Origin of the sequence: Tardiphaga sp. 619_E2_N8_4 (assembly GCF_051810905.1) — a bacterium.
Taxonomy (GTDB): domain Bacteria; phylum Pseudomonadota; class Alphaproteobacteria; order Rhizobiales; family Xanthobacteraceae; genus Tardiphaga; species Tardiphaga robiniae.
The window spans coordinates 4,759,900-4,783,472 of sequence record NZ_JBPWQJ010000001.1 but is presented as its reverse complement, the minus strand read 5'-3'; the positions used below and the strand labels follow the sequence as shown (position 1 = coordinate 4,783,472).

Here is a 23,573-nt window from a genome sequence, read left to right as displayed (position 1 = left end):
CAACGGTTTACATAATACCTACAAATTGCAGGAACGGGACTTGATAACAAGAAAGTCATCGACCCCCGTGTTCGTAGCTCTGCCATTGCACTTCTGCTGACTGCTTCATTTCCACGACACCCCGCACATTGCGGACCAACGGTCGAAAACCGAGGGACCCTTCGTCATGCTCGCCAGCCTGTCTATTCGCGCCAAGATCACCATTGTTCTTTCATTTTTGCTGCTTGCGATGACGGGTCTGGGCCTGGTCGCGGTTCGCAAGATGCAGGCGATCAACGCCAATGCGGTGGATATCCAGACCAGCTGGCTGCCAAGCGTGCGTTTCCTCGGCGATCTGCGCTCCGGTGTCATCACCTATCGCAACGTGATCCGTCAGCACATGCTGTCCGAGACGTTGGAGGAGAAGCTGGCCAATGAGAAAACGCTCGAGACGGTGGTGGCGAGCAACACCGCTATCCGCGCGAAGTATGAGAAGCTGATCACCTCACCGGAAGAGCGCGCGCTCTACGAGGAATGGAGCAAGCTCTGGGACAGCTACAAGAAGGGCACGCTCGATGTGATGGATCTGTCGCGCAAGAGCGCCGGCAAGATGCCACAGGAAGCCAATGCGTTGAACACGAAGACCGTGAATCCGATCGGCCTGAAAGCTGACGAAATTCTGAACAAGGACATCGAGCTCAATCTCAGGGGATCCGATACTGCCGGTGCAGACGCCCTCGCCAATTACGATGCTGCCTTCATGATGGTTGTCGCAATCCTCGTCGTCTCGGCGTTGCTCGGCATCGGTATTGGTATTTATCTTGTGAAGGACGTCTCCAGCGGCATCGCATCGATCGTCAAGCCGATGCAGGCGTTGGGCCAGGGCGATCTGACCGCGGTCGTGCCGCATCAGGGCATGAAGACCGAGATCGGCACGATGGGAGACGCGCTGCAGATCTTCAAGCAGGCGCTGATCGACAAGCGTGCCGCGGACGAAGCAGCAGCAACTGATGCAGAAGCCAAGATCGAGCGCGGTCGCCGCGTCGATAGCATCACCCGCGAATTCGAAACGATGATCGGCGAGATCGTCGAGACGGTGTCGTCCGCTTCGACCGAACTGGAAGCCTCTGCCAGCACGCTGACCGCGACTGCCGAACGTTCGCAAGAGTTGACTACGACCGTGGCAGCCGCCTCAGAGGAAGCCTCGACCAATGTGCAGTCGGTTGCTTCGGCGACCGAGGAGATGGCCTCGTCGGTGAACGAAATCAGCCGCCAAGTGCAGGAATCGGCCAGCATCGCCAATCAGGCCGTCGATCAGGCACGCCTGACCAACGATCGCGTCAGCGCGCTTGCCAGTGCGGCCGCTCGCATCGGTGACGTCGTCGAGCTGATCAACAACATCGCCGGCCAGACCAATCTTCTGGCGCTCAACGCAACTATCGAAGCCGCGCGTGCCGGCGAGGCCGGTCGTGGCTTCGCGGTGGTAGCATCGGAAGTGAAGGCACTGGCCGAGCAGACGGCGAAAGCCACCGGTGAGATCTCGACGCAGATCTCCGGCATCCAGGCGGCGACGCAGGAATCGGTTGGTGCGATCAAGGAGATCGGGGACACCATCGGCCGGATGTCCGAGATCGCGTCGACGATCGCGTCGGCGGTGGAAGAGCAGGGCGCTGCGACCCAGGAAATCTCCCGCAACGTCCAGCAGGCAGCGCAAGGCACTATGCAAGTCTCGTCGAACATCACCGACGTGCAGCGTGGCGCCAGCGAGACTGGCTCGGCATCCTCGCAAGTGCTTTCCGCCGCGCAGTCGCTGTCCTCGGACAGCACGCGTCTGAAGGTCGAGGTCAGCAAGTTCCTCAACGCTGTACGCGCAGCCTGACGCTTACAAATATCAAGTCCGCGAAGCCGGCGCGAAAGCGCCGGCTTTTTTTATTGTCAATTGACGCCGCCTTCCACCCATTCGCTTGGTGCGCTGTTCTGTTTGCGCAGGTTATGGGCTACCGCGTGCAACGGTTATGTGGTCGCGCTTCTCAACTTTGTGCTCGGCGCTGCGCAACGTCCTGCGGCGTCTTGGCGATCTCTTAGTCATTTGCTGCAATCGTGTATTACGCGCTTTTTGCACGCAGCGGCATACTGTCGTCGCTGCAAGTTATTTGGACCGGCGTTGCGTCTTAGAAAGAGACCATGACCCCTATCGATTATGAGTATTTGCAGAAGATTCTGAAAGATCGTTCCGGATTGGTGCTATCGGCCGACAAGAAGTACCTGCTCGAAAGCAGATTGATGCCGCTGGCGCGTAAGGCCGGTGTCGCCGGGATCAGCGAACTCGTTCAGAAGATGAAAGCTGGTTCCGAGCCGATGATCTCGGATGTGGTCGAAGCCATGACCACCAACGAGACCTTCTTCTTTCGCGACAAGACGCCGTTCGAGCATTTTCAGAACACGGTCATTCCCGACCTGATCAAGGCGCGCGCTGGCAAGCGCAGTCTGCGGATCTGGTGCGCGGCCGGCTCGACCGGGCAGGAACCATATTCGCTCGCCATGATCATGAAGGAACTCGGCGCCGCGCTGACGGGGTGGCGCGTCGAGATCGTGGCCACGGATCTCTCGCCAGAAGTGCTCGAAAAATCACGCACTGGCGTCTACACCCAGTTCGAGGTGCAGCGCGGCCTGCCGATCCAGTTGCTGGTGAAACACTTCAAGCAGACCGGCACGACGTGGCAGCTCAATGCCGACATCCGCGTGATGGTTCAGTTCAAGCAGTTCAACCTGCTGCAGGACTACGCGCATCTCGGCAAGTTCGACGTCATCTTCTGCCGCAATGTGCTGATTTATTTCGATCAGGCGACCAAGAGCGACATCTTCGGCAGGCTTGCAAAAGCCAGCGAAACTGACGGCTATCTGTTCCTGGGCGCAGCCGAGACCGTGGTCGGTCTGACCGACCGCTATCGGGTTTGCCCCAATCGTCGCGGTGTCTATCTGCCGGTGAGCGCGCAAGCGTCGCCATCGATCGTGCCCGACATGGGTGCCGGACTGAAGACGTCTCCCGCCAGTATGCGGGCGTAGGAGCGGTCATGGCAGAAGAAGTTGCAACCAACGGGCGCGTCATTTTCGGGCGCGGCTACAATGTCTGGATCATGGCCATCGACGGCACATGGCGGCGCAGTTGTGTGCTGAAGGCTGTGTCGAGTCACGACGCCGAGTTGATACTCGAGACCTCCATCGAGGGCCTCAATCTGAAAGAGTTCTTCCTGCTGCTGTCATCGACCGGACTCGCCTATCGCCGCTGCGAACTGGTCAAGGTGAACGGTGCGCAGATCGATATTCGCTTCCTAAACACCAAAGGTAGCAAGAAGAAATCGCCGGCGAAGAGCGATCACGGCGATATGGCTGACGCCTGATCATGCGGCATCAAGATATCGATGATCATCACATCGAAGCTTGTATCTTCCAACACGAATAGACCGATCTCGCCACTATCGGCCGAGACGGTTTCGAAGCCCTCGCGTTCCAGTGTCAGCCTAACGGACATGGACACGAGTGGGTCGTCGTCGACGACCAGAATGCGTTTCATGGCGGCGCCCCCGCGCGCTGGAGTGAGCCTGCAGTCACTCTCCACGCAACACGCAACCATGACGCGACGAATCGCCGACGACGCCAAGTGTTTAGTCATTTCGCCGGAGGTGTCTGTCCAGATTTGCACACTTGGGGCATTTCGTTGTTGCCGCATCGCACGTGCCATGTACATGGTCGGATATGAGCATGATGTTCGAAGAACTGGATTATCGCCCGACGCCGATGGGTGTCCTGACCCTGCGACGTCGGCGGAAGCCGGGCACGGACATCGATATCTTTGAGATCAAGCTCGGCGACGAATTTCTGATGTCGAGCGCATTCACGGCTGCCGAGATCGCGCTGGCGGATATTGGCTTGGCATCACTAATCGGCAGCGGGCTGGATGTCGTCGTTGGGGGTCTCGGTCTGGGCTACACTGCGCAGGCAGTTCTCGCGCATGAGAAGGTCGGTTCGCTGGTCGTCATTGATGCACTGCCCGAAGTGATCGAATGGCATCAGGCCGGCCTGATCCCGATCGGCCGCGAATTGTCGGCGGACGGGCGCTGCCGTCTCGTCCATGGCGATTTCTTCAAGATGGCGACCTCGACGGGTGGTCATCTCGATCCCGACGAACCCGGTCGTCGCTTCGATGCGATACTGGTCGATATCGACCATGCGCCGGACAACCTGCTGCATCCGAGCCATGCCGTGCTCTATACGGCGGCCGGGCTGCAGCGTCTGTCGGAGCATCTCAAGCCCCGCGGCGTGTTTGCGCTGTGGTCGAACGACCCACCAGAAGCTGCATTCACGGCCGTGATGGAGAGTGTCTTTGGCGCCGTCACCGCGCATGTCGTGGCCTTCGACAATCTGAACGCAGACGAGGAAGTGTCCAACACCGTCTATGTCGGCACCAGGATCGAAGAAGCTGTATAGCGCGCCGTTGCGCTATTCGGCGGCCTGTTTCGCCAGCATCTGCTTGTCCGACCGGTTATCGTCGTCGCGCTTCGATCGTCCCCAGCTCGACATGATATTGGAAAGCTTGTCGAGATAGACATAGACCACTGGTGTCGTGAACAGCGTCAGCGCCTGGCTGACGATGAGGCCGCCGACCATCGCGTAGCCGAGTGGCTGGCGGATTTCCGAACCGGTGCCGGCGCCGAGCATCAACGGCACGCCGCCAAGCAGCGCCGCCATGGTCGTCATCATGATCGGGCGGAAACGCAGGATAGCGGCCTTGCGGATGGCTTCTTCCGGTTCAAGATGTTCGTCGCGCTCGGCAGCAATTGCGAAGTCCACCAGCATGATGCCGTTCTTCTTGACGATGCCGATCAGCAGCACGATGCCGATCAGCGCGATCAGACTGAAATCGAAACCGAACGCCATCAGAATCGCCAGCGCACCGACGCCCGCCGAGGGCAGGGTGGACAGGATTGTCAGGGGGTGGATGTAGCTCTCATAGAGAATGCCGAGGATCAGATAGACCACAACCAGTGCTGCGAGGATCAGCAGTGGCACCGTCGATAGCGATTGCTGGAACGCCTGCGCCGTGCCCTGGAAGGTGCCGCGCAAGGTCGAAGGCGCGCCGATATCCTGCATGGCAGCCTGTACGGCATCGGTCGCCTGTCCGAGGGCAACGCCCTGCGCCAGATTGAAGCTGATGGTGATCGCCGGGAATTGGCCCTGATGGCTGATCGAAAGCGGCCGCACCGGCACAGTGGTCCATTTCGCAAAGGCCGACAGTGGCACCATGTCGCTTGTCGTCGGCGACTTGATATAGATCTTGTCGAGTGAATCGAGCTTGCCCTGCATCTCGGGCAATATCTCGAGAATGACGTGATAGCTGTTCAACTGCGTGAAATACTGCGCGACCTGACGCTGGCCGAACGCATCATACAGCGTGTCGTCGATCAGTTGCGGCTGGATGCCGTAGCGCGAGGCGTTGTCGCGATCGATGGTCAGGGTCAGCGTCGTGCCCTTGGTCTGCTGGTCGGTAGCGACGTCGCGTAGGCCCGGCAGCGTCTGCATCTTGGCCAGAATCTTCGGCGCCCAATCGTTCAGTTCGGCCAGATTGGCGTCCTGCAGTGTGTATTCGAACTGGGTTCGGGTGGCGCGGCCACCGAGCCGGATATCCTGCGCCGCCTGCATGAACAGGCGTGCGCCCTGAACCTTCTCCAGCTTCGGTCGCAGCCGTGTGATGATCTGTTGCGCATTGGCGGAACGTTCGTCCCGCGGTTTCAAGGTAATGAACATGCGCCCGGTATTGAGCGCGCCGCCGCTGCCGCCGATCGACATGGCGACACTGGCGACGTCGGGATCGGCCTGCACGATCTTGCCGAGTTCTTCCTGGTGGACCTTCATGTCTGCAAAGGAAATATCCTGCGACGCTTCGGAGGAAGCGGTGATCAGGCCGGTGTCCTGCTGCGGGAAGAAGCCCTTCGGGATAATCATGAACAGATAGACCGACAGGACGAGCGTAGCGAAGAACACCATCAGCGTCGTCAGGCGCCAGTGCAGCACGAGGTCGAGGCCGCGCTCATAGGCGCGCAGCAGAGTGTCGAAGGCGTTCTCGCTGAGCTGATAGAGCCGGCCATGCTTGGCGTGTTTCTCTTCGCGCAGGAAGCGCGAGGCCATCATTGGGGTTAGCGTCAGCGACACCACCAGCGAGACGAAAATCGTCATGGTCAGTGTCACGGCGAATTCGCGGAACAGGCGGCCGATAATGCCACCCATCAGCAACAGCGGGATCAGCACCGCGACCAGCGAGACTGATATCGAGACGATGGTGAAGCCGATTTCACCGGCGCCTTTCAGCGCGGCAGCCATCGGTGTTTCGCCTTCCTCGATATATCTAGTAATGTTTTCCAGCATCACGATGGCGTCGTCGACCACGAAGCCGACCGAGATGGTCAGCGCCATCAGCGACAGATTGTCGAGCGTATAGCCAAACACCCACATCAGCGCGCAAGCGCCGAGCAATGCGAGCGGTACGGTCACGCTGGGAATGACGGTGGCCCAGACGCTGCGCAGGAAGACGAAGATCACCATCACGACGAGGGCGATGGTCAGCAGCAGTGTGAACTGGACATCCTGCACGGCGGCGCGGATGGTCTGCGTGCGATCGCTGAGGACCTCGATCTTCACGGTCGGCGGGATCGCGGCCACCAGACGCGGCAGCTCGGCCTTGATCTTGTCGACGGTGTCGATGACGTTGGCGCCGGGCTGCTTGAAGATCACCAGAAACACGCCGCGCTTGCCATTAGCCCAGGCCGCCTGCTTGGCGTCTTCCGGGCCTGTCACCGCCGTGCCGATATCCTTGATGCGCAGCGGGCCGCCATTGCGGTAGGCGATGATGACGTCGTTCCAGTCTTTCGATTCCGGCAACTGGTCGTTGGCGTAGATCGTGTAGCTGCGGGTCGCGCCGTCGATATTGCCTTTCGGGCTGTCGACGGTGGTGATCGCGATCTGGCTGCGGATGTCCTCGAGTTGCAGCCCCTTGGCAACCAGCTTGGCGGGATCGATCTGGATGCGGATCGCCGGCTTTTGCTGGCCGCCGATCGTAACCTGGGCCACACCGGAGATCTGGCTGATCTGCTGCGCCAGTTGCGCATCGACACTGTCGCTGACCGTCGTAATCGGCAGCGTGTCCGATGTCGCCGACAGCAGCATGATCGGCGAGTCCGCCGGGTTGACCTTGCGATAGGTGGGCGGGCTCGGAAGCGTCTTCGGCAATTGTCCGCCAGCGGCATTGATCGCGGCTTGCACGTCATTGGCGGCGCCGTCGATCGAGCGGTTGAGATCGAACTGGATCGTGACTGCAGATGTGCCGAGCGAACTCGTCGAGGTCATCTGCGCCACGCCGGGGATCTGCGCGAGCTGTCGCTCCAGCGGTTGCGCCACCGAGGACGCCATAGTCTCGGGGCTGGCGCCGGGCAGGGTGGCGGCGACCTGGATGGTCGGGAAGTCGACCTGCGGCAAAGGCGCGACGGGAAGCTGGGGATAGGAGACCAGGCCGACGAACAGGATGCCGGCCATCAGCAATGATGTTGCGATCGGATAGCGAATGAACGGTGCTGAAATTCCTCCGTTCATGGCTATTCGCCCTTCGCCCGAGTGGCTGCGGATGTTGCGACTGACGTCGCCACCAGCGCGCCCGGCTGCACTTTATATTGCCCGGCGACGATGACGCGCTCGCCGGCGCTCAACCCGTCCTCGACCACCGTGCGGCCATCGATGGAACGGCCGACCTTGATTTTCTTCAGCTCGGCCTTGTTGTCGGTGCCGACCGCAAAGGCATAGAGCCCGTCGGCCCCATGCTGAACGGCATCGTCGGGAATGACGGTCGCATCCTTCAACGTGGTCACCAGCAACCGTGTCGAGACGGAAAGGCCGGGCCACAGCACGTGGTCCTTGTTGTCGAATACCGCCTTGAGCCGGATCGTGCCGCTGGTCGTATCCACCTGATTATTGATGACCGCGAGCGTGCCTTCCGAGAGCGTCCGCTTTCCGTCGGTGGTCAGCGCGATCACCTTGAGCGGATGCTCCGCTAGCGACTGGCTGATGTCGATGAGGTTCTGTTCAGGCGCGGTGAAGATCACGGCGATCGGCTCGATCTGCGCAATGGTGACGATGCCGGTCTGGGTCGCAGCATTGACGATGTTGCCTTGGTCGACCTGACGAAAGCCGACGCGGCCGGAGATCGGTGCCTTGATCGTGGTGTAAGCGAGCTGCGTCTGCGCATTCGAGATCGCGGCATCATCGGCAGCGATCTGCGCGGTCAGCTGCTGCACGGTGGAGCGTTGTGTGTCTGTTTGTTGCCGTGTCGCGAATTCGCCGAGTTTGGTGAAGCGCTGCAAATCCAGATTGGCATTGGCGAGATTGGCTTCGTCCTGCGCCTTCTTGGCCTTGGCCTGATCGAGCGCTGCCTGGAACGGGCGCGGATCGATCTGCGCGAGCAGGTCACCCTCCTTGACGATCTGTCCTTCGGTGAAAGCGATTGTGTCGATCTGACCATCGACACGGGTCCGCACGACGACAGTATTAAAACCCTGCACGGTGCCTAAACCGCCGAGATAAACGGGGAAATCAGCTTTTTCGACAGATGCGATTTTCACCGGGACAGGGGCAGGGCCGCGCGGTTTGTCGGCATTCGCCTGCTGTGCTCCGGTAGCTCCGTAATGCTGCCATGCGATAGTTCCGCCGGCCGCAAGCAGCGCCAGAACAATCAGCCCAGTCCATCGAAAACGGGTAAGCGTTGTCATGGTGATCTCATCAATCTCTTGGCAGCCATTGACGCAGACAAGCGCGTCCAATGCGCGCCCGCTTGGGCGGCTCCTGATCAGCTAGGTGGCGACTCAAATGCTGTAAACACACGACCGCTTGAACGCGTGCTTCATTGCCAAATCTTCATGTTCACTATGATTTACGCGTGATTTCTCGCATCGTTCCAACAGGACACTGCGCCTCGTTTTATGCGGCGTCTTGGACAATCCATCGGCGCAGTGAGAAGCGCCTGGTGTTGTAACTGCGCGTCGTATCCGCCATAGCCTCGTCGAAGCCGACATCGCGGCTTGCAAATGTAATCGAGCCGGAGCGGCACATGGACGAGTTGAATGGGCGGATGATCGCCTGTCAGATTTTGATTACCGGATTGATCGCGCGGGTCGCCAATGACTCGCCGGATCCGCTGCGCTTCCTGACCGACTATCGGGACGAGATCAAAGCCGTCGTGCGTGGCATCAACATCGCCGGCATGGAGAATACGGATCGGGTAAGGCAGTCGGCGCTGCAGACCGTCGACGAGATGTTCTCGCTGATGAAGCCGCCGAGCAGCGAATAGGGCGGCCGTCTCATATTACCTCCCGGTAGCTGCCGCGGCCAATCTAGACATATTCAAACATAAGAACCCTGCAATCTCGCCCAATTGCGTTGACCACCCGTTCTCCTGCCGACTACGTCCATGGGACAAATTATCGCACTTGATGCGTCCTGGCGTCGCAGTTTTGGGGGAATTCGATGGGTACGGCGAAAATGCCGCGATCTTTGCGTGCTGTTTCTGAGGTTCGTGTCGGCGAGGGCGCCGATCCCCATTCTGGCCGAAAAGTAACGGCGGTTGCGGGTCTTATCGCGGTTGCGTCGTTCAGTGGTGCCGAAGCGCAGCAATCCACCCTTCCGCCGGTCACAGTGGATGCCCCGGTTGCCCGGCCCCGGCCGGCGGCGTCGAAGCCAAGTCCGGACCAGATTCGCGCGCGCACCGCGCTCCGCCGCGCCGCCCGCCGGGCTCAACCGGTGCCGGTCGCGCCGGTGCCGTTTCCGAATGCCGGCGGACTAGCCGCTGATCCTTATGCTGATCCCTCCGCGCCCTATAAAGGTGATCGGCTTGCGGGCGGAAAATTCACCGAGAAGCTGCTGGATACGCCGCGCACCGTCACGGTGCTCACCAGGGAAGTTCTCGAGGACAAGAACGCGACGTCGCTGCGCGATGCCGTCCGTTCGACAGCCGGCGTGACGCTTGGAACCGGTGAGGGTGGCAACGCTTTCGGCGATCGCTTCTTCATCCGCGGCTTCGATGCCCGCAATGACGTGTTCGTCGACGGTATCCGCGACCCGGCCGTGAGCATTCGTGAAAACTTCTTCACCGAACAGGTCGAGATCCTGCGCGGTCCGGCATCGTCCTTCGCCGGACGCGGCACTGCCGGCGGTGCGATCAACATCGTCACCAAACAGGCAGGTGACAAGAATTTCACCAATATCGACACCATCTTCGGCACCGACGCCACCAAGCGCGTGACCATCGACGCCAATCAGGTGCTGAGCCCGACGGTGTCGGTGCGCGCCGGCGGCCTGTTCCAGGACGCCAATGTTGCTGGCCGCAACACCACGACTGACGATCGCTGGGGAGGCTTCGCGGCCATCAAGTGGACGCCGGTCGATGCCGTGAAGGTCACGGCCAACTACATCCACACCGATCTCAATTCGATCCCGGATTTCGGTATTCCATGGGACCGCGCGGCCAACAAGCCATCAACGGAAACCGGCATCGCCAACCGCAACAACTACTATGGTTTCGCCAATCGCGACTTCCAGCATGCCCGTCAGGATATCGGCTCGCTGAACACCGAAGTCGCACTGACGCCCGACGTCACTTTCTCGAACAAGATGCGGCTGGAACGCTCGACTCTGGCCTATGTCGGCACCTTGCCGGAAGCGCCCCGCGTCGGCATTCCCGGCTACGTCTCCGACGCTGCCGGCGGCTTCGGCCTGGTGCAGCTCAACGCCGTCAGCCGCTATCAGACCACGGACACGATCGCCAACCAGTCGGACTTCAAGTTCAAGTTCGACACCGGCCCGATCAGGCACACGACAATCGTCGGCGCCGAAATCTCGCGTGAGAAGGTCGACATCGACACCTTCACGGGCCTGACGACGGAGTCGCTGCCGGGCGGCAGCACCAGCATCGGCTCGGTGATCGTTCCGATCAATAATCCCAATCTGACCTATTCGGCCTTTGCGCAGCCCACGCGCGCCAACAATCCAACGGTGATCAAGGTCGACACCAACGCGGGCTACGCCATCAACACCGCGAACTACAACGACATCGTCTATCTGAACACCGGCATCCGCTACGACGATTACAGCGTCAGCGCGGGCAAGCCGTTTGCGACCACCACCACGTTCCCGCAGAAGGCCGATAGCGGCAATGTAAACTGGAATGTCGGCCTGACGTTGAAGCCGCTGCCCTATGGCAGTGTCTATGCGGCCTATGCCACGTCGACCAATCCGGTCGGCGCCGAACTGGATGGCACCGACGCACGCTATGGCGGCTTTAACCTCACGGGCGCCTACAATCAGGTGTTCGCGCCGGAAAAGAACAAGTCGGCGGAAGTCGGTACCAAGTGGGAACTGTTCGATCGCCATCTGTTGCTGACCGGTGCCCTGTTCGAGACCACCAAGAGCAACGCGCGTGAGCAGTTGACCGTTGCCGGTACCACGCAGGTCGTGGCTGGCGCGTCATACAGAATCCGCGGCATCGATCTCGGTGTCGCCGGCAAGATCACCGATCGCTGGAGCATATTCGGCGGCCTGGTCCTGATGGAATCAAAGGTGCTGAACTCGGCAACGCCTGCTTTCATCGGGCGCGATCTCGCCAATATCGCGCATCAGTCGTTCAACCTGATGACCAAGTACAAGTTCGACTATGGCTGGGAGCTGGGCGGGCAGGCGACCTATCAGTCGCAGCGCACCGGTGGCATTCTGTACACGACCACCACGACGGTCCTGCCGGAATTCTGGCGCTTCGACATGTTCGTCGAGAAGAAGATCGACAAGAACATCACCCTCAAGCTGTTCGTCAACAACCTCACCAACAAGCTCTACTATGACGGCTTCTACAACAGTGCTGCACCGTTCGTGCTGGTGGCGCCGGGGCGGTCGGGAACACTTGTTCTCAGTGGGAAGTTCTAGAGGATGCTGATTTGCATCCCTGATGTCTTGAGCAAAAGTGATGTGGCGGAGTTCCGCCGCATCATGGATGCGGCCGGTTGGGAGGACGGTCGCTCGACTGCCGGTGCGCAATCGGCTCTGGTCAAACGAAATGAGCAACTGCCGCCGGACAGCGATGTGGCCCGCGCGCTCGGCAATCGCATCATCTCGGCGCTGACGTCGAACCCGCGGTTCTTATCTGCAGCAATTCCGCTGCATATCTTCCCGCCGCTGTTCAATCGTTACGTCTCGTCGGATGGACATCACTTCGGCGTGCACGTCGACAATGCAGTGCGAGGCGACCATCTCACCGGCATGCGTATCCGCACTGATCTGTCAGTGACATTGTTCCTCTCTGAGCCCGAGGAATATGAGGGCGGTGAGCTTGTCATTGAAGACAATTACGGCTCACACGAGGTGAAGCTGCCGGCCGGCCACCTCGTACTTTATCCTGCTTCCAGTTTGCACCTTGTAACGCCTCTAAGGGCAGGTATGCGCGTAGCGTCTTTTTTCTGGCTACAGAGCATGATACGTGATGCTCATGCGCGCAGCATGATCTTCGATCTCGACAGCGCGATTCAGAGCCTAGTTGAACGTCTCGGAAGAGACGACCCAGAAACGGTCAAATTGACGGGCATCTATCATAATCTCATCCGCTACTGGGCCGAGGTATAAGCTTGTTTAGAACTGTTCTTAAGTCGCTGGCTGTGCTGGCAGTGGTCGCGTTTGCTTCGCCAATCATTGCGCAGCAGGCTGCAAAGCCCGTGGCGCCGGTGGTTACTCAGGCAGCTCCCGCTGCGGCGCCGGCCCCGGTAACTGCTCAGCCGAGCAGCCCAGTGGCGAGCCCGGCCGCTTCGACAGCTCTTGTTAGCCCGGTGATGGAGGCCGCGCCCAGGCCGATGGTCGCGACCGGTGAGCACGATCTGTCGCCCTGGAAAATGTTCATGGGTGCCGACATCATCGTCAAGGCGGTGATGGTGGGTCTGGCTTTCGCATCGGTCGTCACCTGGACGGTCGGCATTTTCAAGATGATGGAACTGACCTGGGCCATGCGTCGCTTGAAGGCCGCGCTCCGCAAGATCGGTGAATCGCGTTCGCTGTCGGAAGCGCAGATGGCGCTCGGCGAGCGCGGCACGATCCTGTCGCGCCTGTTGGCGGCGGCGATGCGGGAAGGGCGGATGTCCGCCGGCATTTCGAGCGATGAAGGCATCAAGGAGCGCGCCGCGTCGAGCTTTGGCGAAATCGTTCGCGCGGAGGGCCGCAAGGTACGCACCGGTATGGGCATCCTCGCGACCATTGGCGCAACGTCGCCGTTCGTCGGACTGTTCGGCACCGTCTGGGGCATCATGAACAGCTTCATCGGCATCTCGAAGTCGCAGACCACGAATCTCGCCGTCGTCGCGCCCGGTATCGCCGAAGCGCTGCTGGCGACCGCCATCGGCCTCGTCGCGGCGATCCCGGCGGTCATCATCTACAATCACTTCTCGCGCGTGACGAAGGCCTACATGGAAATCGTCGGCCGTGCGCAGGGCGCCGCCGGTCGTCTGCTGTCACGCGATCTTGATCGCACGCATTCGAGTTCACACGCACGCGCAGCGGCTGAATAATTATGGGTATGTCGCTTTCCGAAGGTGCAGACGACGATGATGATTTCGGTGAGAATCACGAAATCAACGTCACGCCCTTCATCGACGTCATTCTGGTTCTGCTGATCATCTTCATGGTGGCCGCGCCGCTGTCGACGGTGGACCTGCCGATCAATCTCCCGTCTTCCACGGTGACGCCGCAGAAGAAGCCGGACAAGCCGACCTACGTGAGCATCAAGCCGGATCTCGCTGTCGCGATAGGCGAGAACATGGTCAAGCGTGTCGATCTGGTGCGTCAGCTCGATGCGATGGGCGACGGCAACAAGGATCGTCCGATCTTCCTGCGCGTCGATCGCGCGGTGCCCTATGGCGAATTCTTCGATGTGATGGAACGGCTGCGTGCCGGTGGCTATCAAAAGACCAAGCTTGTTGCACTGGAAGGTGTTCCGGATGCCGCTGCGGCATCGCCGGCACCGATCGCTGCACCTGACGCGCCGAAGCCCTGACGTTACGGAAGCGCTATGTCCGAGCTCGATAGAAAGGCGTCCTGGCGACTGTGGCTGATCGCGGCGCTTGTCGCCGTGCTGCTGCATGTCGGCGGCATCGCTGCGGCTGTATTCGAGATGCAGCAGGAAGAGGACGACGACGGCCTCGGCGCCAATGCCATCGAAGTCGGGATGGAAATGGTGTCGCCCGACGTCGAGCCGACCGATCTTCCGCAGGGCCCGGATTCGGAGGCCTCGACCGCATCTCCGGCCGTTCAGGAGCAGAAGGCTGTCGAGAAGCAGAGCGATCTCCCCAAGGAGACGCCGCACGAGAGCGAAGAACCCGATCAGGTCGTGACCGAGAGCAAGGCGACCAAGCCGGAAGAAGAGACACCCGAAAAGGCGCAAAAGCAGCAGCAGGCGTCGCAGGAATCCGTCGCGTCGGAAGCCGCCGCACAGCAGAAGCTCGATGATTCCAAGGCTGGCGAGAAAGCACAAGCGCAGCAGGGCGGCATCGGCACCGACAAGAAGCGCCTGTCGACAATCTGGTCCAAGCAGCTCAGCGCCTATCTCGAAAAGAACAAGCGCTATCCGCAGGAGCGCCAGCAGAAGACGGCCGAAGTGACGGTGAATTTCGAGATCGACCGCGTCGGCAAGGTCCTGGCTGTGCGGGTGGTGAAGGGCTCTGGCGACGCCGCATTCGACGAGGCCGCGGTTGCCATGGTGCGTCGCTCAGACCCGCTGCCGGCGCCGCCGCCGTTGATCGCCGACGACGGCCTGAGCTTCACCGTGCCCGTGATCTTCCGCGTCAAGGGCAAGGGCTGACGAGAAGGGCGACTTAGTAGGTCGCCCGTCCGCCCGAAATATCGAACACCGCGCCGGTCGAGAAGGCGCAGTCTTCCGAGGCCAGCCAGGCAGCCATTGCGGCCAGTTCCTGCACCAGTACGAAACGTCCTTTCGGAATCTTCGACAGCATGAAGTTGATGTGCTGTTCGGTCATCTGGTCGAAGATCGCCGTCTTCGCGGCCGCAGGCGTGATGGCGTTGACGTTGATCTCGTGACCGGCCAGTTCCTTGCCGAGCGACTTGGTCAGCGCGATCAGGCCGGCCTTCGATGCCGAATAGTGCGAGGCGTTTGGATTGCCTTCCTTGCCGGCGATCGAGGCGATGTTGACGATGCGGCCGTAATTCTGTTTCAGCATCACAGGGACGACGGCCTTACAGCATAGGAACGGGCCGTCGAGATTGATGCGCATCACCTTGCGCCAATCGTCGTAATCGATCTCCCACACCGGCTTGTTGAATCCGGTGATGCCGGCATTGTTGACCAGGATATCGATCTTGCCGAACTCTTGAAGCGTCGCATCACGAGCTTCATCAATTGAAGCGACGTCCGTAACGTCGACTTTGAGGGCAATCACTTCGTCGCCGATTTCGCTCGCCGTTCTTACGGCCAGGTCAATATCTTGATCCCAGATCGCCACTTTGGCGCCGGAAGCGACGAAACGTTCGGTGATCGCGCGGCCAAAACCCTGGGCGCCGCCCGTGACCACGGCGCAACGGCCGTTCAAATCGATCTTGTTCATGATGCGATGTCCTCGGTTACAGCGTCCAGCCGCCGTCGATGATGTGCGCGACGCCGGTGGTGAAGGCGCTCTCGTCGCTGGCGAGATAGACGGCGAGGGACGCGATTTCCTCGGCGGTGCCGAGGCGGCCCATCGGCTGCCGGCTGACGAACAGCTCGCGGCCATTCGGGCCTGCGGCCGCGGCGCGGTCGAGCATCGACGGCGTTTCGATCGTGCCGGGGCAGATCGCGTTGCAGCGAATGCCTTTGGTGATGTAGTCGACAGCCACAGCACGGGTGAGGGCGGCGACGGCAGCTTTGGTTGCGCCATAGACGTAGCGGTTCGGTGCTGCCTTGAAGACACCGGCGGCGGAGGAGATATTGACGATCGCACCATTGCCGCGCGCAAGCATGCCGGGCAGGAACGCACGGATGGTCCGGTGCATCGATTTGACGTTCAGGTCGAACGAGAAGTCCCAGTCGGAATCGGAGCATTCCAGTGCTGCGCCGTGATGCACGAAGCCGGCGGCGTTGAGCAGGATGTCGATATCGCCGACCTTCTTCGCCATCGCTTCGACGGCAGCCGTGTCGCGCACGTCGAGCCGTGCAGTCTCGGCGATACCGTCCTTGGTCAGCAGCGCCACGCCCTTGTCGTCGATATCGGTGGCGAACACCGTCGCCCCTTCGCGCGCAAAAGCCAGCGCGCAGGCCCGGCCGATGCCGACAGCGCTCGCGGTGACGAAGGCGCGTTTGCCTTTCAAGCGGTCAGACATGTGAAATCTCCCTGAGACGTTTTTGTTTTGGGCGTCATACGCGGGCTTGACCCGCGTATCCATCTTGCTGCGAAGGAAGTTGGATTGCCGGGTCAAGCCCGGCAATGACACCGTTGGCTGCTAGTGATTATGCCGCGCCGTCCCGACGGTGCCGGCGATATCGCGATAGCGCGTCGCCAGTTCGAGACAGGCGCCGGTGGCCTGCTGGCCGACGGTGTTGCGATAGAGCTCCTGCCACGGCGTCTGGTTGGCCGGATATTTGAATCCGCCATTGGCCATCAGTTCGGCGCGACGCCGCTTCAGCTCCTCGTCGGAGATCAGGATATTCGCCGAGCCCTTGTTGAGATCGATGCGCACCTTGTCGCCCGTCTGCAGGATCGCGAGGCCGCCATTGGCTGCCGCTTCAGGCGTCGCGTTGAGGATCGACGGCGAGCCGGATGTGCCCGACTGCCGGCCATCGCCGATACAGGGCAGCGATAGAATGCCGCGTTTGATCAGCGCTGCCGGCGGCTGCATGTTTACGACTTCCGCGCCGCCGGGATAGCCGATCGGGCCGGTGCCGCGCACGAAAAGGATGCAATGCTCGTCGATATCCAGCGAGGCATCGTCGATGCGATCGTGATAATCCTCCGGCCCCTCGAACACGATGGCGCGGCCTTCAAATGCGTTCGGATCCTTCGGATTGATCAGATAGCGATCGCGGAATTCCTTGGAGATCACCGAGGTCTTCATGATCGCGGAATCAAACAGATTGCCGCGCAACACGAGGAAGCCGGCATCAGCCACCAGCGGTTTGTCATAGGACCAGATCACGTCATTGTCGGGCTTGGGCGAGGCGGCGCAATTTTCCCCCATGGTCTTGCCGTTCACGGTGATCACGTCCTCATGGATGCGCTTGTGCTTCATCAGCTCGCGGACCACCGAGGGGACACCGCCGGCGCGATGATATTCCTCGCCGAGATAGAAGCCGGCCGGCTGCATGTTGACCAGCAGCGGTACGTCATGGCCGAATTTCTGCCAGTCGTCGATATCGAGTTCGACGCCGATATGACGCGCCAGTGCGTTGATATGGATGGGCGCGTTGGTCGAGCCACCAATGGCAGAGTTGACCACGATGCAGTTCTCGAACGCCTTGCGCGTCAGGATGTCGGACGGCTTGAGGTCCTCCCACACCATGTCGACGATACGACTGCCCGTCTCATAGGCAATCTGGCCGCGCTCGCGATAGGGAGCGGGGATGGCAGCGCAGCCGGGCAGTGACATGCCCAATGCTTCGGCCAGCGAATTCATCGTCGACGCGGTGCCCATGGTGTTGCAATGGCCGACCGACGGCGCCGAGGACGCGACCAGCGTCATGAATTCTTCGTAGCCGATCTCGCCGGCGGCCAGCCGCTCACGCGATTTCCACACCACGGTGCCGGAGCCGGTGCGCTGGCCTTCATGCCATCCATTCAACATCGGACCGCCGGACAACACGATCGCGGGCAGATTTACGGTAGCCGCTGCCATCAAGCAGGCAGGCGTGGTTTTGTCGCAGCCGGTTGTCAGCACCACGCCATCGAGCGGATAGCCGAACAGGATTTCCACAAGGCCGAGATAAGCAAGGTTGCGATCAAGCGCCGCAGTCGGCCGCTTACCGGTCTCCTGAATCGGATGCACCGGAAACTCCATCACCAGACCGCCGGCAGCGGTAATGCCTTCGCGCACGCGCTTGGCGAGTTCGAGATGATGGCGATTGCAGGGCGACAGGTCGTTGCCGGTCTGCGCAATGCCGATGATCGGCTTGCCGGACTGCAATTCGTGACGCGTCAGGCCGTAGTTCAGATAGCGCTCAAGATAGAGTGCAGTCATTCCGGGATTGTGGGGATCGTTGAACCATTCGCTCGAACGAAGTTTACGCTTGGTTGCCTTTACAGGCGAGGTCCCCGCAGTCGGCGTGGACGAAGTCGACTTGGTCATCATTTCTCCCGCAGCGCACACTTTATATTCTGGTGCGTCGTCTCTTTTGATTGGTCACGAATGTTTGCACGCCACCGGCTGCTTCGCAACGTTTGCATCTGCGAAGTTTTTCTACGACTATGATCCAACGACACGCCGCCAGAAAATCTGGTAGGATGTCAGACAAGTAAGAACAGGCGGCTCCGGCAATCGGAGGACGCCGTCTCTAAAATGGGACATTTGGGAGGGAAATGTATGGCGTCCGTGCAGATTCACGACGTTCGTAAGTCTTTTGGCGGTTTTGAGGTTCTCCACGGCGTGTCGGTCCCCATCGAGGATGGCCAATTCGTGGTTTTGGTTGGGCCATCCGGCTGCGGAAAATCCACATTGCTGCGCATGTTGGCCGGCCTGGAGAAGATCACGTCCGGAACGATTTCGATCGGCGATCGCGTGGTCAATGATGTTCAGCCGAAAGAGCGCGACATCGCCATGGTGTTCCAGAATTACGCGCTGTATCCGCATATGACGGTTGCACAGAATATGGGCTTTTCGCTCAAGCTGCGCGGCGCCGACAAAAGCGAGATCGATCAGAAGGTCAGTCGCGCCGCCGATATTCTCGATTTGAGGCGATTGCTTGAGCGTTTCCCCCGGCAGTTGTCGGGTGGTCAGCGCCAGCGCGTGGCCATGGGCCGCGCCATTGTGCGTGACCCGCAGGTGTTTTTGTTCGACGAGCCGCTGTCGAATCTCGATGCCAAGCTGCGCGTCGCCATGCGCGCCGAGATCAAGGAACTGCATCAGCGCCTGAAGACGACGACGGTCTATGTGACGCATGACCAGATTGAGGCCATGACCATGGCCGACAAGATCGTGGTGATGCAGGACGGCATCGTCGAACAGATGGGCGCACCATTGGAGCTCTATGATCGTCCCGAGAACAAGTTCGTTGCGGGCTTCATCGGATCGCCGGCGATGAATTTCCTCGAAGGCACGCTGAAGGTGAACGGCGGCCAGCCTTGGGTGGAAACTGCCAATGGCGCGAAGCTGCCGATTACGGCAGCGCCTGCGGCAGGGAACGACAAGGCTGTCACTTACGGCATTCGTCCCGAGCATCTGGAATTCGCCGATGACGGCATCGAGGCCGAGGTCGTGGTGGTCGAGCCGATGGGGTCGGAGACTCAGGTCGTCGCACGTATCGGCACCCAGGACATCATCGCGATCTTCCGTGATCGACGTCCGGTCGCGCCGGGCGACAAGATTCATCTCAGGCCGCGCGCGAATTCGGCGCATCTGTTCGACAAGGAGACCGGCAAGCGCGTCAACTGACGCGCTGTTGCACCGAATCAATTTCAAAACATTGGTCGATCAACGAACCAATATTACAGGGAGAAGACGAAAGATGACTGGATTTACACCGGATCGCCGATCTCTGCTCAAGGGCGGCGTGATCACGCTTGCTGCTGCGGCGACCATGTCCGCGGATCAATTGCTGGGCTACGCAAAAGCCTGGGCGCAGGCCTCACAGTGGAAGCCGGAAGCTGGCGCCAAGATCAACCTGCTGCGCTGGAAGCGCTTCGTCGAAGCCGAAGACGTCGCCTTCATGAAGATCGTCGACGCCTTCCAGAAGGCGACCGGCGTCACCATCACCGTCTCCAACGAATCCTATGACGACATTCAGCCAAAGGCTTCGGTCGCGGCGAATACCGGGCAGGGCCTCGACATGGTCTGGGGCCTGTACTCCCTGCCGTTCCTGTTCCCGACGAAGTGCATGGACGTCTCCGACGTCGCCGACTATCTCGGCAAGAAGAACGGCGGCTGGGCCGAGTCCGGCAAGCAGTACGGCATGCATAACGGCAAGTGGATCGGCGTTCCGGTCGCTGCGACCGGCGGTCTGGTGAATTATCGCGTCGCCGCCGCTGAAAAGGCCGGCCACAAGACGTTCCCGAACGATCTCGGTGGCTTCCAGGATCTGTTCAAGGGCATGAACAAGAACGGCACCCCGGGCGGCATGGCGCTGGGCCACGCTTCGGGCGATGCCAATGGCTGGGTGCACTGGGCGCTGTGGGCCCATGGCGGCAAGCTGATCGACAAGGACAACAAGGTCACGATCAATTCTCCGGAGACCGCGAAGTCACTGGAATACGTTAAGTCGCTCTACGATAACTTCATTCCCGGCACCGCATCCTGGAACGACTCGTCGAACAACAAGGCATTCCTGGCCGGCCAGCTGCATCTGACCACCAACGGCATCTCGGTCTATGTGACCGCGAAGAAGGAAGCCCCGGCGATTGCCGAAGACATGAACCACGCGCATTTGCCCGTCGGTCTGGACGGCAAGCGGCGTGAGCTCCATCTCGGCTTCCCGATCCTGATCTTCTCCTTCACCAAGTTCCCGCAGGCCTGCAAGGCGTTCACCGCCTTCATGATGGAGCCCGAGCAATTCAATCCGTGGGTCGAGTCAGCCCAGGGCTACCTGTCGCCGTTCCAGCTTGCTTTCGAGAAGAACCCGATCTGGACCGCCGATCCGAAGAACACGCCATATCGCGACGTGGCTTCGACGGCAACGACTCCGGCGGGCGAAGCGCAGATGAGCGAGAATGCGGCGGCGGCGATCGCCGACTTCGTGGTCGTCGACATGTACGCCAATTACTGCACGGGCCGCGAGGACGTGAAGACCGCGATGTCGTCTGCCGAGCGCGCGGCGAAGCGCATCTTCCGCGCCTGAGGACGACCTTGTCGGCGCGGAGCGACCCGCGCCGGCAACTCTCCGGAGCAGCCGTGAATTTCGTTTCACAAAAGGCTGCCTGAACGATGGGAATGGGAATGCCAGAGATCGACTACAAGACTGTTCTCCCGGAAGGCTGGACGCGGCCGCGCGGTTTTGCGCATGCGGTGGTGGCCGGCGGCACGCGGAGCGTCCGCATCTCCGGTCAACTCGGCAAGCAAAACGGGCAGGGCGAAGTTGCCGCGGAATCCGACTTCGGCACGCAGTGGCGCTACGCAATGGAGAATCTCGTCACCGTGCTGAAGGCAGCGGGCGGCGAACCCAAGCAAATCGTGATGTTGCGCGCTTATGTGACCGACATCAACGCATTCAAGACGTCCGGCGCCGCCATTGGCGAAGCCTGGAGCGCTACACTCGGCAAGCATTTTCCAGCAATGACACTGGTTCAGGTTTCCGCCCTGATCGATCCGCACGCACGTGTCGAGATCGAGGGCGAAGCGATCCTGCCGTAACCGGATAGTGATGCATGACTGACTGCACGACATCAGACCGAAGCCGACATCCGACTGGAGCTATCTTGCAATGACCACGATCCAGACATCGATGCCGGGGGCAGGGAAAGTGATCCCCAGATCCTCGGCCTGGGACCGGCTGCGGATCAACCGCAACTGGCTCGCACTGTGGTTCATGCTGCCGGCCGCGGCATTCCTGCTGCTGTTCCTCGCTTACCCGCTGTTCCTCGGCGTCTGGATGAGCTTCACCGATGATCGCATCGGCCGCGGCGGCGTGTTTGTCGGCCTCGAGAACTATGAATGGCTGCGTGACGATTCCATCTTCTGGCTCTCGGTGTTCAACACGCTGCTCTATACGATCGTCGCCTCGGCCATCAAATTCGCCGTCGGCCTCTATCTGGCACTGCTCTTGAACCGGCATATGCCGTTCAAGGCGCTGATCCGCGCCGCGGTGCTGATCCCGTTCATCGTGCCGACGGTGCTCTCGGCCATCGCGTTCTGGTGGATCTACGACTCGCAGTTTTCGATCATCTCGTGGTCGCTGATCAAAATGGGCCTGATCGACCACAACATTAATTTCTTGGGCGACAGCAACTGGGCACGAGGGAGCGTGATCTTCGCCAATATCTGGCGCGGTGTGCCGTTCGTGGCGATTACGTTGCTGGCGGGCCTGCAGACGGTGTCACCGTCGCTCTATGAAGCGGCGACGCTGGATGGTGCCACGTCGTGGCAGCGGTTCCGGTTCATCACCTATCCGCTGCTGACACCAATCATCGCAGTCGTGATGACCTTCTCGGTGCTGTTTACGTTTACTGACTTCCAGCTGATCTGGGCGCTGACCCGCGGCGGCCCAGTGAATGCGACGCATCTGATGGCGACGCTGAGCTATCAGCGCGGCATTCTTTCGGGTCGGCTCGGCGAGGGCGCAGCCATCGCCACCGCCATGATCCCGTTCCTACTGGCAGCCATCGCCATTTCCTGGTTCGGCATGCAACGCCGCAAGTGGCAGCAAGGCACTGACAATGACTGATCACGCCGTCGATCACCGCACAGCCGTCGCGCCGACCGTCGAGAAAGACGATCACAGCGAGGGCATGGCCTATCTGGAGTCGCTGCCGAGGCGCATCGTCACGCTCTACATCCCGCTGTTCATCATCGTGGTGATCTTGCTGTTCCCGTTCTACTGGATGGCGCTGACCTCGATCAAACCCGACGAGCAATTGATCGACATGGAGCGGTTCAATCCGTTCTGGGTGATCAAGCCGACCTTCAAGCACATTCAAAAGCTGCTGTTCGAAACCAACTATCCGCAGTGGCTCTGGAACACGATGTATGTGGCAGCGGCTTCGACATTTCTGTCGATCGTCGCCAGTGTGCTCGCCGCCTATGCGATCGTGCGGCTCCGCTTTCGCGGTGCCGAGACGGTCGGCGCGTTGATCTTCATGGCCTATCTCGTGCCGCCCTCGATCCTGTTCATCCCGCTGGCGTCGGTCATCCAGGCCTACGGCCTGTTCGACTCGCCGCTGTCGCTGATCCTGGTCTATCCGACACTGCTCATCCCGTTCTCGACTTGGCTCCTGATGGGCTATTTCAAGACCATCCCGTTCGAGCTCGAAGAGTGCGCGCTGATCGACGGCGCCTCGCGCTGGCAGATCCTGGTCAAGATCATCATCCCGCTCGCGGTGCCCGGCCTGATCTCGGCCTTCATCTTCTCGTTCACGCTGTGTTGGAACGAGTTCATCTATGCGCTGACCTTCCTGCAATCGACCCAGAACAAGACCGTGCCGGTGGCCATCGTCAACGAATTCGTCGACGGCGACATCTATAAATGGGGTTCGCTGATGGCCGGCGCGTTGGTCGGGTCATTGCCGCTGGTGATCCTGTATGCGTTCTTCGTCGAGCATTACGTGTCGGCGATGACAGGCGCGGTGAAGGAGTAGGCGGCTTACCCAATGTACCGCCCTCATCCTGAGGAGCGGTCG

The 23,573-nt window shown here is 60.5% G+C and carries 21 protein-coding genes; 15 read left to right on the top strand and 6 right to left on the bottom strand.

What is annotated here, in order from left to right; genetic code table 11:
• The first annotated feature begins 166 nt into the window (after window positions 1-166).
• The 3 genes from AB8A23_RS23025 to AB8A23_RS23015 all read left to right on the top strand — a co-directional run bounded on the left by AB8A23_RS23025 (window position 167) and on the right by AB8A23_RS23015 (window position 3,380).
• Window positions 167-1,858, top strand: a complete 1,692-nt coding sequence (locus tag AB8A23_RS23025; RefSeq protein WP_439058114.1) for a methyl-accepting chemotaxis protein — start codon at window positions 167-169, stop codon at window positions 1,856-1,858.
• 305 nt (window positions 1,859-2,163) lie between these two features.
• Window positions 2,164-3,045, top strand: a complete 882-nt coding sequence (locus AB8A23_RS23020; protein ID WP_439058115.1) for a CheR family methyltransferase — start codon at window positions 2,164-2,166, stop codon at window positions 3,043-3,045.
• An 8-nt stretch (window positions 3,046-3,053) separates the two neighbouring features.
• A complete protein-coding gene (locus AB8A23_RS23015) occupies window positions 3,054-3,380 on the top strand; it encodes a pilus assembly protein PilZ (RefSeq protein WP_068730616.1) in 327 nt (108 codons plus the stop codon).
• Here AB8A23_RS23015 and AB8A23_RS23010 read toward each other — a convergent pair.
• On the bottom strand, window positions 3,356-3,553 hold the full coding sequence (locus AB8A23_RS23010) for a response regulator (protein ID WP_439058116.1): 198 nt from the start codon (window positions 3,551-3,553) through the stop codon (window positions 3,356-3,358). The two genes, AB8A23_RS23015 and AB8A23_RS23010, sit on opposite strands and share 25 nt — an antisense overlap.
• 188 nt (window positions 3,554-3,741) lie before the next feature.
• On the opposite strand from AB8A23_RS23010, the gene AB8A23_RS23005 reads away from it, so the two are divergent.
• Window positions 3,742-4,467 (top strand): spermidine synthase, encoded by a 726-nt coding sequence (locus AB8A23_RS23005; RefSeq protein WP_439058117.1) that lies wholly within the window; start codon window positions 3,742-3,744, stop codon window positions 4,465-4,467.
• Window positions 4,468-4,479: 12 nt separating this feature from the next.
• On the opposite strand, the gene AB8A23_RS23000 is transcribed toward AB8A23_RS23005, so the two are convergent.
• Both AB8A23_RS23000 and AB8A23_RS22995 read right to left on the bottom strand, forming a co-directional pair.
• Entirely contained in the window at window positions 4,480-7,623 is a 3,144-nt protein-coding gene (locus AB8A23_RS23000; protein ID WP_439058118.1) for a multidrug efflux RND transporter permease subunit, read from the bottom strand.
• Between the two features lie 2 nt (window positions 7,624-7,625).
• Entirely contained in the window at window positions 7,626-8,792 is a 1,167-nt protein-coding gene (locus tag AB8A23_RS22995) for an efflux RND transporter periplasmic adaptor subunit (protein ID WP_439058119.1), read from the bottom strand.
• A 338-nt stretch (window positions 8,793-9,130) separates the two neighbouring features.
• On the opposite strand from AB8A23_RS22995, the gene AB8A23_RS22990 reads away from it, so the two are divergent.
• From AB8A23_RS22990 to AB8A23_RS22965, 6 genes are all read left to right on the top strand, one after another.
• Window positions 9,131-9,370 carry a hypothetical protein gene (locus AB8A23_RS22990; RefSeq protein ID WP_089267192.1) on the top strand — a complete coding sequence of 80 codons (240 nt, stop codon included), beginning with the start codon at window positions 9,131-9,133 and terminating at the stop codon, window positions 9,368-9,370.
• A 176-nt stretch (window positions 9,371-9,546) separates the two neighbouring features.
• Window positions 9,547-11,994: a TonB-dependent receptor gene (locus tag AB8A23_RS22985; protein ID WP_439058120.1), complete on the top strand. Its 2,448-nt coding sequence runs from the start codon at window positions 9,547-9,549 to the stop codon at window positions 11,992-11,994.
• Window positions 11,995-11,997: 3 nt separating this feature from the next.
• Window positions 11,998-12,687: a Fe2+-dependent dioxygenase gene (locus AB8A23_RS22980; RefSeq protein ID WP_093758881.1), complete on the top strand. Its 690-nt coding sequence runs from the start codon at window positions 11,998-12,000 to the stop codon at window positions 12,685-12,687.
• 2 nt (window positions 12,688-12,689) lie between these two features.
• Window positions 12,690-13,619, top strand: coding sequence for a tonB-system energizer ExbB (gene exbB, locus AB8A23_RS22975; protein ID WP_093758880.1), 930 nt, complete (start codon window positions 12,690-12,692; stop codon window positions 13,617-13,619).
• A 2-nt stretch (window positions 13,620-13,621) separates the two neighbouring features.
• A complete protein-coding gene (exbD, locus tag AB8A23_RS22970; protein WP_093758879.1) occupies window positions 13,622-14,104 on the top strand; it encodes a TonB system transport protein ExbD in 483 nt (160 codons plus the stop codon).
• 15 nt (window positions 14,105-14,119) lie between these two features.
• The gene (locus tag AB8A23_RS22965; RefSeq protein ID WP_439058121.1) at window positions 14,120-14,908 is read left to right on the top strand and encodes an energy transducer TonB family protein; all 789 of its coding nucleotides are present in this window, start codon (window positions 14,120-14,122) and stop codon (window positions 14,906-14,908) included.
• A gap of 13 nt (window positions 14,909-14,921) precedes the next feature.
• On the opposite strand, the gene AB8A23_RS22960 is transcribed toward AB8A23_RS22965, so the two are convergent.
• The 3 genes from AB8A23_RS22960 to AB8A23_RS22950 all read right to left on the bottom strand — a co-directional run bounded on the left by AB8A23_RS22960 (window position 14,922) and on the right by AB8A23_RS22950 (window position 18,378).
• Entirely contained in the window at window positions 14,922-15,668 is a 747-nt protein-coding gene (locus AB8A23_RS22960; protein ID WP_120291084.1) for an SDR family oxidoreductase, read from the bottom strand.
• Window positions 15,669-15,684: 16 nt separating this feature from the next.
• Window positions 15,685-16,419 carry an SDR family oxidoreductase gene (locus AB8A23_RS22955; protein ID WP_439058122.1) on the bottom strand — a complete coding sequence of 245 codons (735 nt, stop codon included), beginning with the start codon at window positions 16,417-16,419 and terminating at the stop codon, window positions 15,685-15,687.
• 120 nt (window positions 16,420-16,539) lie between these two features.
• Window positions 16,540-18,378, bottom strand: coding sequence for an IlvD/Edd family dehydratase (locus AB8A23_RS22950; protein ID WP_439058123.1), 1,839 nt, complete (start codon window positions 18,376-18,378; stop codon window positions 16,540-16,542).
• Window positions 18,379-18,612: 234 nt separating this feature from the next.
• Between AB8A23_RS22950 and AB8A23_RS22945 the strand changes: the two genes are divergently transcribed.
• The 5 genes from AB8A23_RS22945 (at window position 18,613) to AB8A23_RS22925 (ending at window position 23,531) form a co-directional block, all read left to right on the top strand.
• Window positions 18,613-19,680, top strand: coding sequence for an ABC transporter ATP-binding protein (locus AB8A23_RS22945; RefSeq protein WP_439058124.1), 1,068 nt, complete (start codon window positions 18,613-18,615; stop codon window positions 19,678-19,680).
• 73 nt (window positions 19,681-19,753) lie between these two features.
• A complete protein-coding gene (locus AB8A23_RS22940) occupies window positions 19,754-21,079 on the top strand; it encodes an ABC transporter substrate-binding protein (RefSeq protein WP_439058125.1) in 1,326 nt (441 codons plus the stop codon).
• 98 nt (window positions 21,080-21,177) lie between these two features.
• Entirely contained in the window at window positions 21,178-21,591 is a 414-nt protein-coding gene (locus tag AB8A23_RS22935; protein WP_439058126.1) for a RidA family protein, read from the top strand.
• Between the two features lie 70 nt (window positions 21,592-21,661).
• Window positions 21,662-22,621 (top strand): carbohydrate ABC transporter permease, encoded by a 960-nt coding sequence (locus AB8A23_RS22930; RefSeq protein WP_439058127.1) that lies wholly within the window; start codon window positions 21,662-21,664, stop codon window positions 22,619-22,621.
• A complete protein-coding gene (locus tag AB8A23_RS22925; RefSeq protein ID WP_089267203.1) occupies window positions 22,614-23,531 on the top strand; it encodes a carbohydrate ABC transporter permease in 918 nt (305 codons plus the stop codon). Before AB8A23_RS22930 ends, AB8A23_RS22925 begins: the two co-directional genes overlap by 8 nt.
• The last annotated feature ends 42 nt before the right edge of the window (window positions 23,532-23,573 follow it).

Coding starts and splice junctions, on each gene's coding strand:
- AB8A23_RS23025 (WP_439058114.1), top strand. CDS start 167: ATGCTCGCCAGCCTGTCTATTCGCGCCAAGATCACCATTGTTCTTTCA.
- AB8A23_RS23020 (WP_439058115.1), top strand. CDS start 2,164: ATGACCCCTATCGATTATGAGTATTTGCAGAAGATTCTGAAAGATCGT.
- AB8A23_RS23015 (WP_068730616.1), top strand. CDS start 3,054: ATGGCAGAAGAAGTTGCAACCAACGGGCGCGTCATTTTCGGGCGCGGC.
- AB8A23_RS23010 (WP_439058116.1), bottom strand. CDS start 3,553: ATGAAACGCATTCTGGTCGTCGACGACGACCCACTCGTGTCCATGTCC.
- AB8A23_RS23005 (WP_439058117.1), top strand. CDS start 3,742: ATGATGTTCGAAGAACTGGATTATCGCCCGACGCCGATGGGTGTCCTG.
- AB8A23_RS23000 (WP_439058118.1), bottom strand. CDS start 7,623: ATGAACGGAGGAATTTCAGCACCGTTCATTCGCTATCCGATCGCAACA.
- AB8A23_RS22995 (WP_439058119.1), bottom strand. CDS start 8,792: ATGACAACGCTTACCCGTTTTCGATGGACTGGGCTGATTGTTCTGGCG.
- AB8A23_RS22990 (WP_089267192.1), top strand. CDS start 9,131: ATGGACGAGTTGAATGGGCGGATGATCGCCTGTCAGATTTTGATTACC.
- AB8A23_RS22985 (WP_439058120.1), top strand. CDS start 9,547: ATGGGTACGGCGAAAATGCCGCGATCTTTGCGTGCTGTTTCTGAGGTT.
- AB8A23_RS22980 (WP_093758881.1), top strand. CDS start 11,998: ATGCTGATTTGCATCCCTGATGTCTTGAGCAAAAGTGATGTGGCGGAG.
- exbD (WP_093758879.1), top strand. CDS start 13,622: ATGGGTATGTCGCTTTCCGAAGGTGCAGACGACGATGATGATTTCGGT.
- AB8A23_RS22965 (WP_439058121.1), top strand. CDS start 14,120: ATGTCCGAGCTCGATAGAAAGGCGTCCTGGCGACTGTGGCTGATCGCG.
- AB8A23_RS22960 (WP_120291084.1), bottom strand. CDS start 15,668: ATGAACAAGATCGATTTGAACGGCCGTTGCGCCGTGGTCACGGGCGGC.
- AB8A23_RS22955 (WP_439058122.1), bottom strand. CDS start 16,419: ATGTCTGACCGCTTGAAAGGCAAACGCGCCTTCGTCACCGCGAGCGCT.
- AB8A23_RS22950 (WP_439058123.1), bottom strand. CDS start 18,378: ATGACCAAGTCGACTTCGTCCACGCCGACTGCGGGGACCTCGCCTGTA.
- AB8A23_RS22945 (WP_439058124.1), top strand. CDS start 18,613: ATGGCGTCCGTGCAGATTCACGACGTTCGTAAGTCTTTTGGCGGTTTT.
- AB8A23_RS22940 (WP_439058125.1), top strand. CDS start 19,754: ATGACTGGATTTACACCGGATCGCCGATCTCTGCTCAAGGGCGGCGTG.
- AB8A23_RS22935 (WP_439058126.1), top strand. CDS start 21,178: ATGCCAGAGATCGACTACAAGACTGTTCTCCCGGAAGGCTGGACGCGG.
- AB8A23_RS22930 (WP_439058127.1), top strand. CDS start 21,662: ATGACCACGATCCAGACATCGATGCCGGGGGCAGGGAAAGTGATCCCC.
- AB8A23_RS22925 (WP_089267203.1), top strand. CDS start 22,614: ATGACTGATCACGCCGTCGATCACCGCACAGCCGTCGCGCCGACCGTC.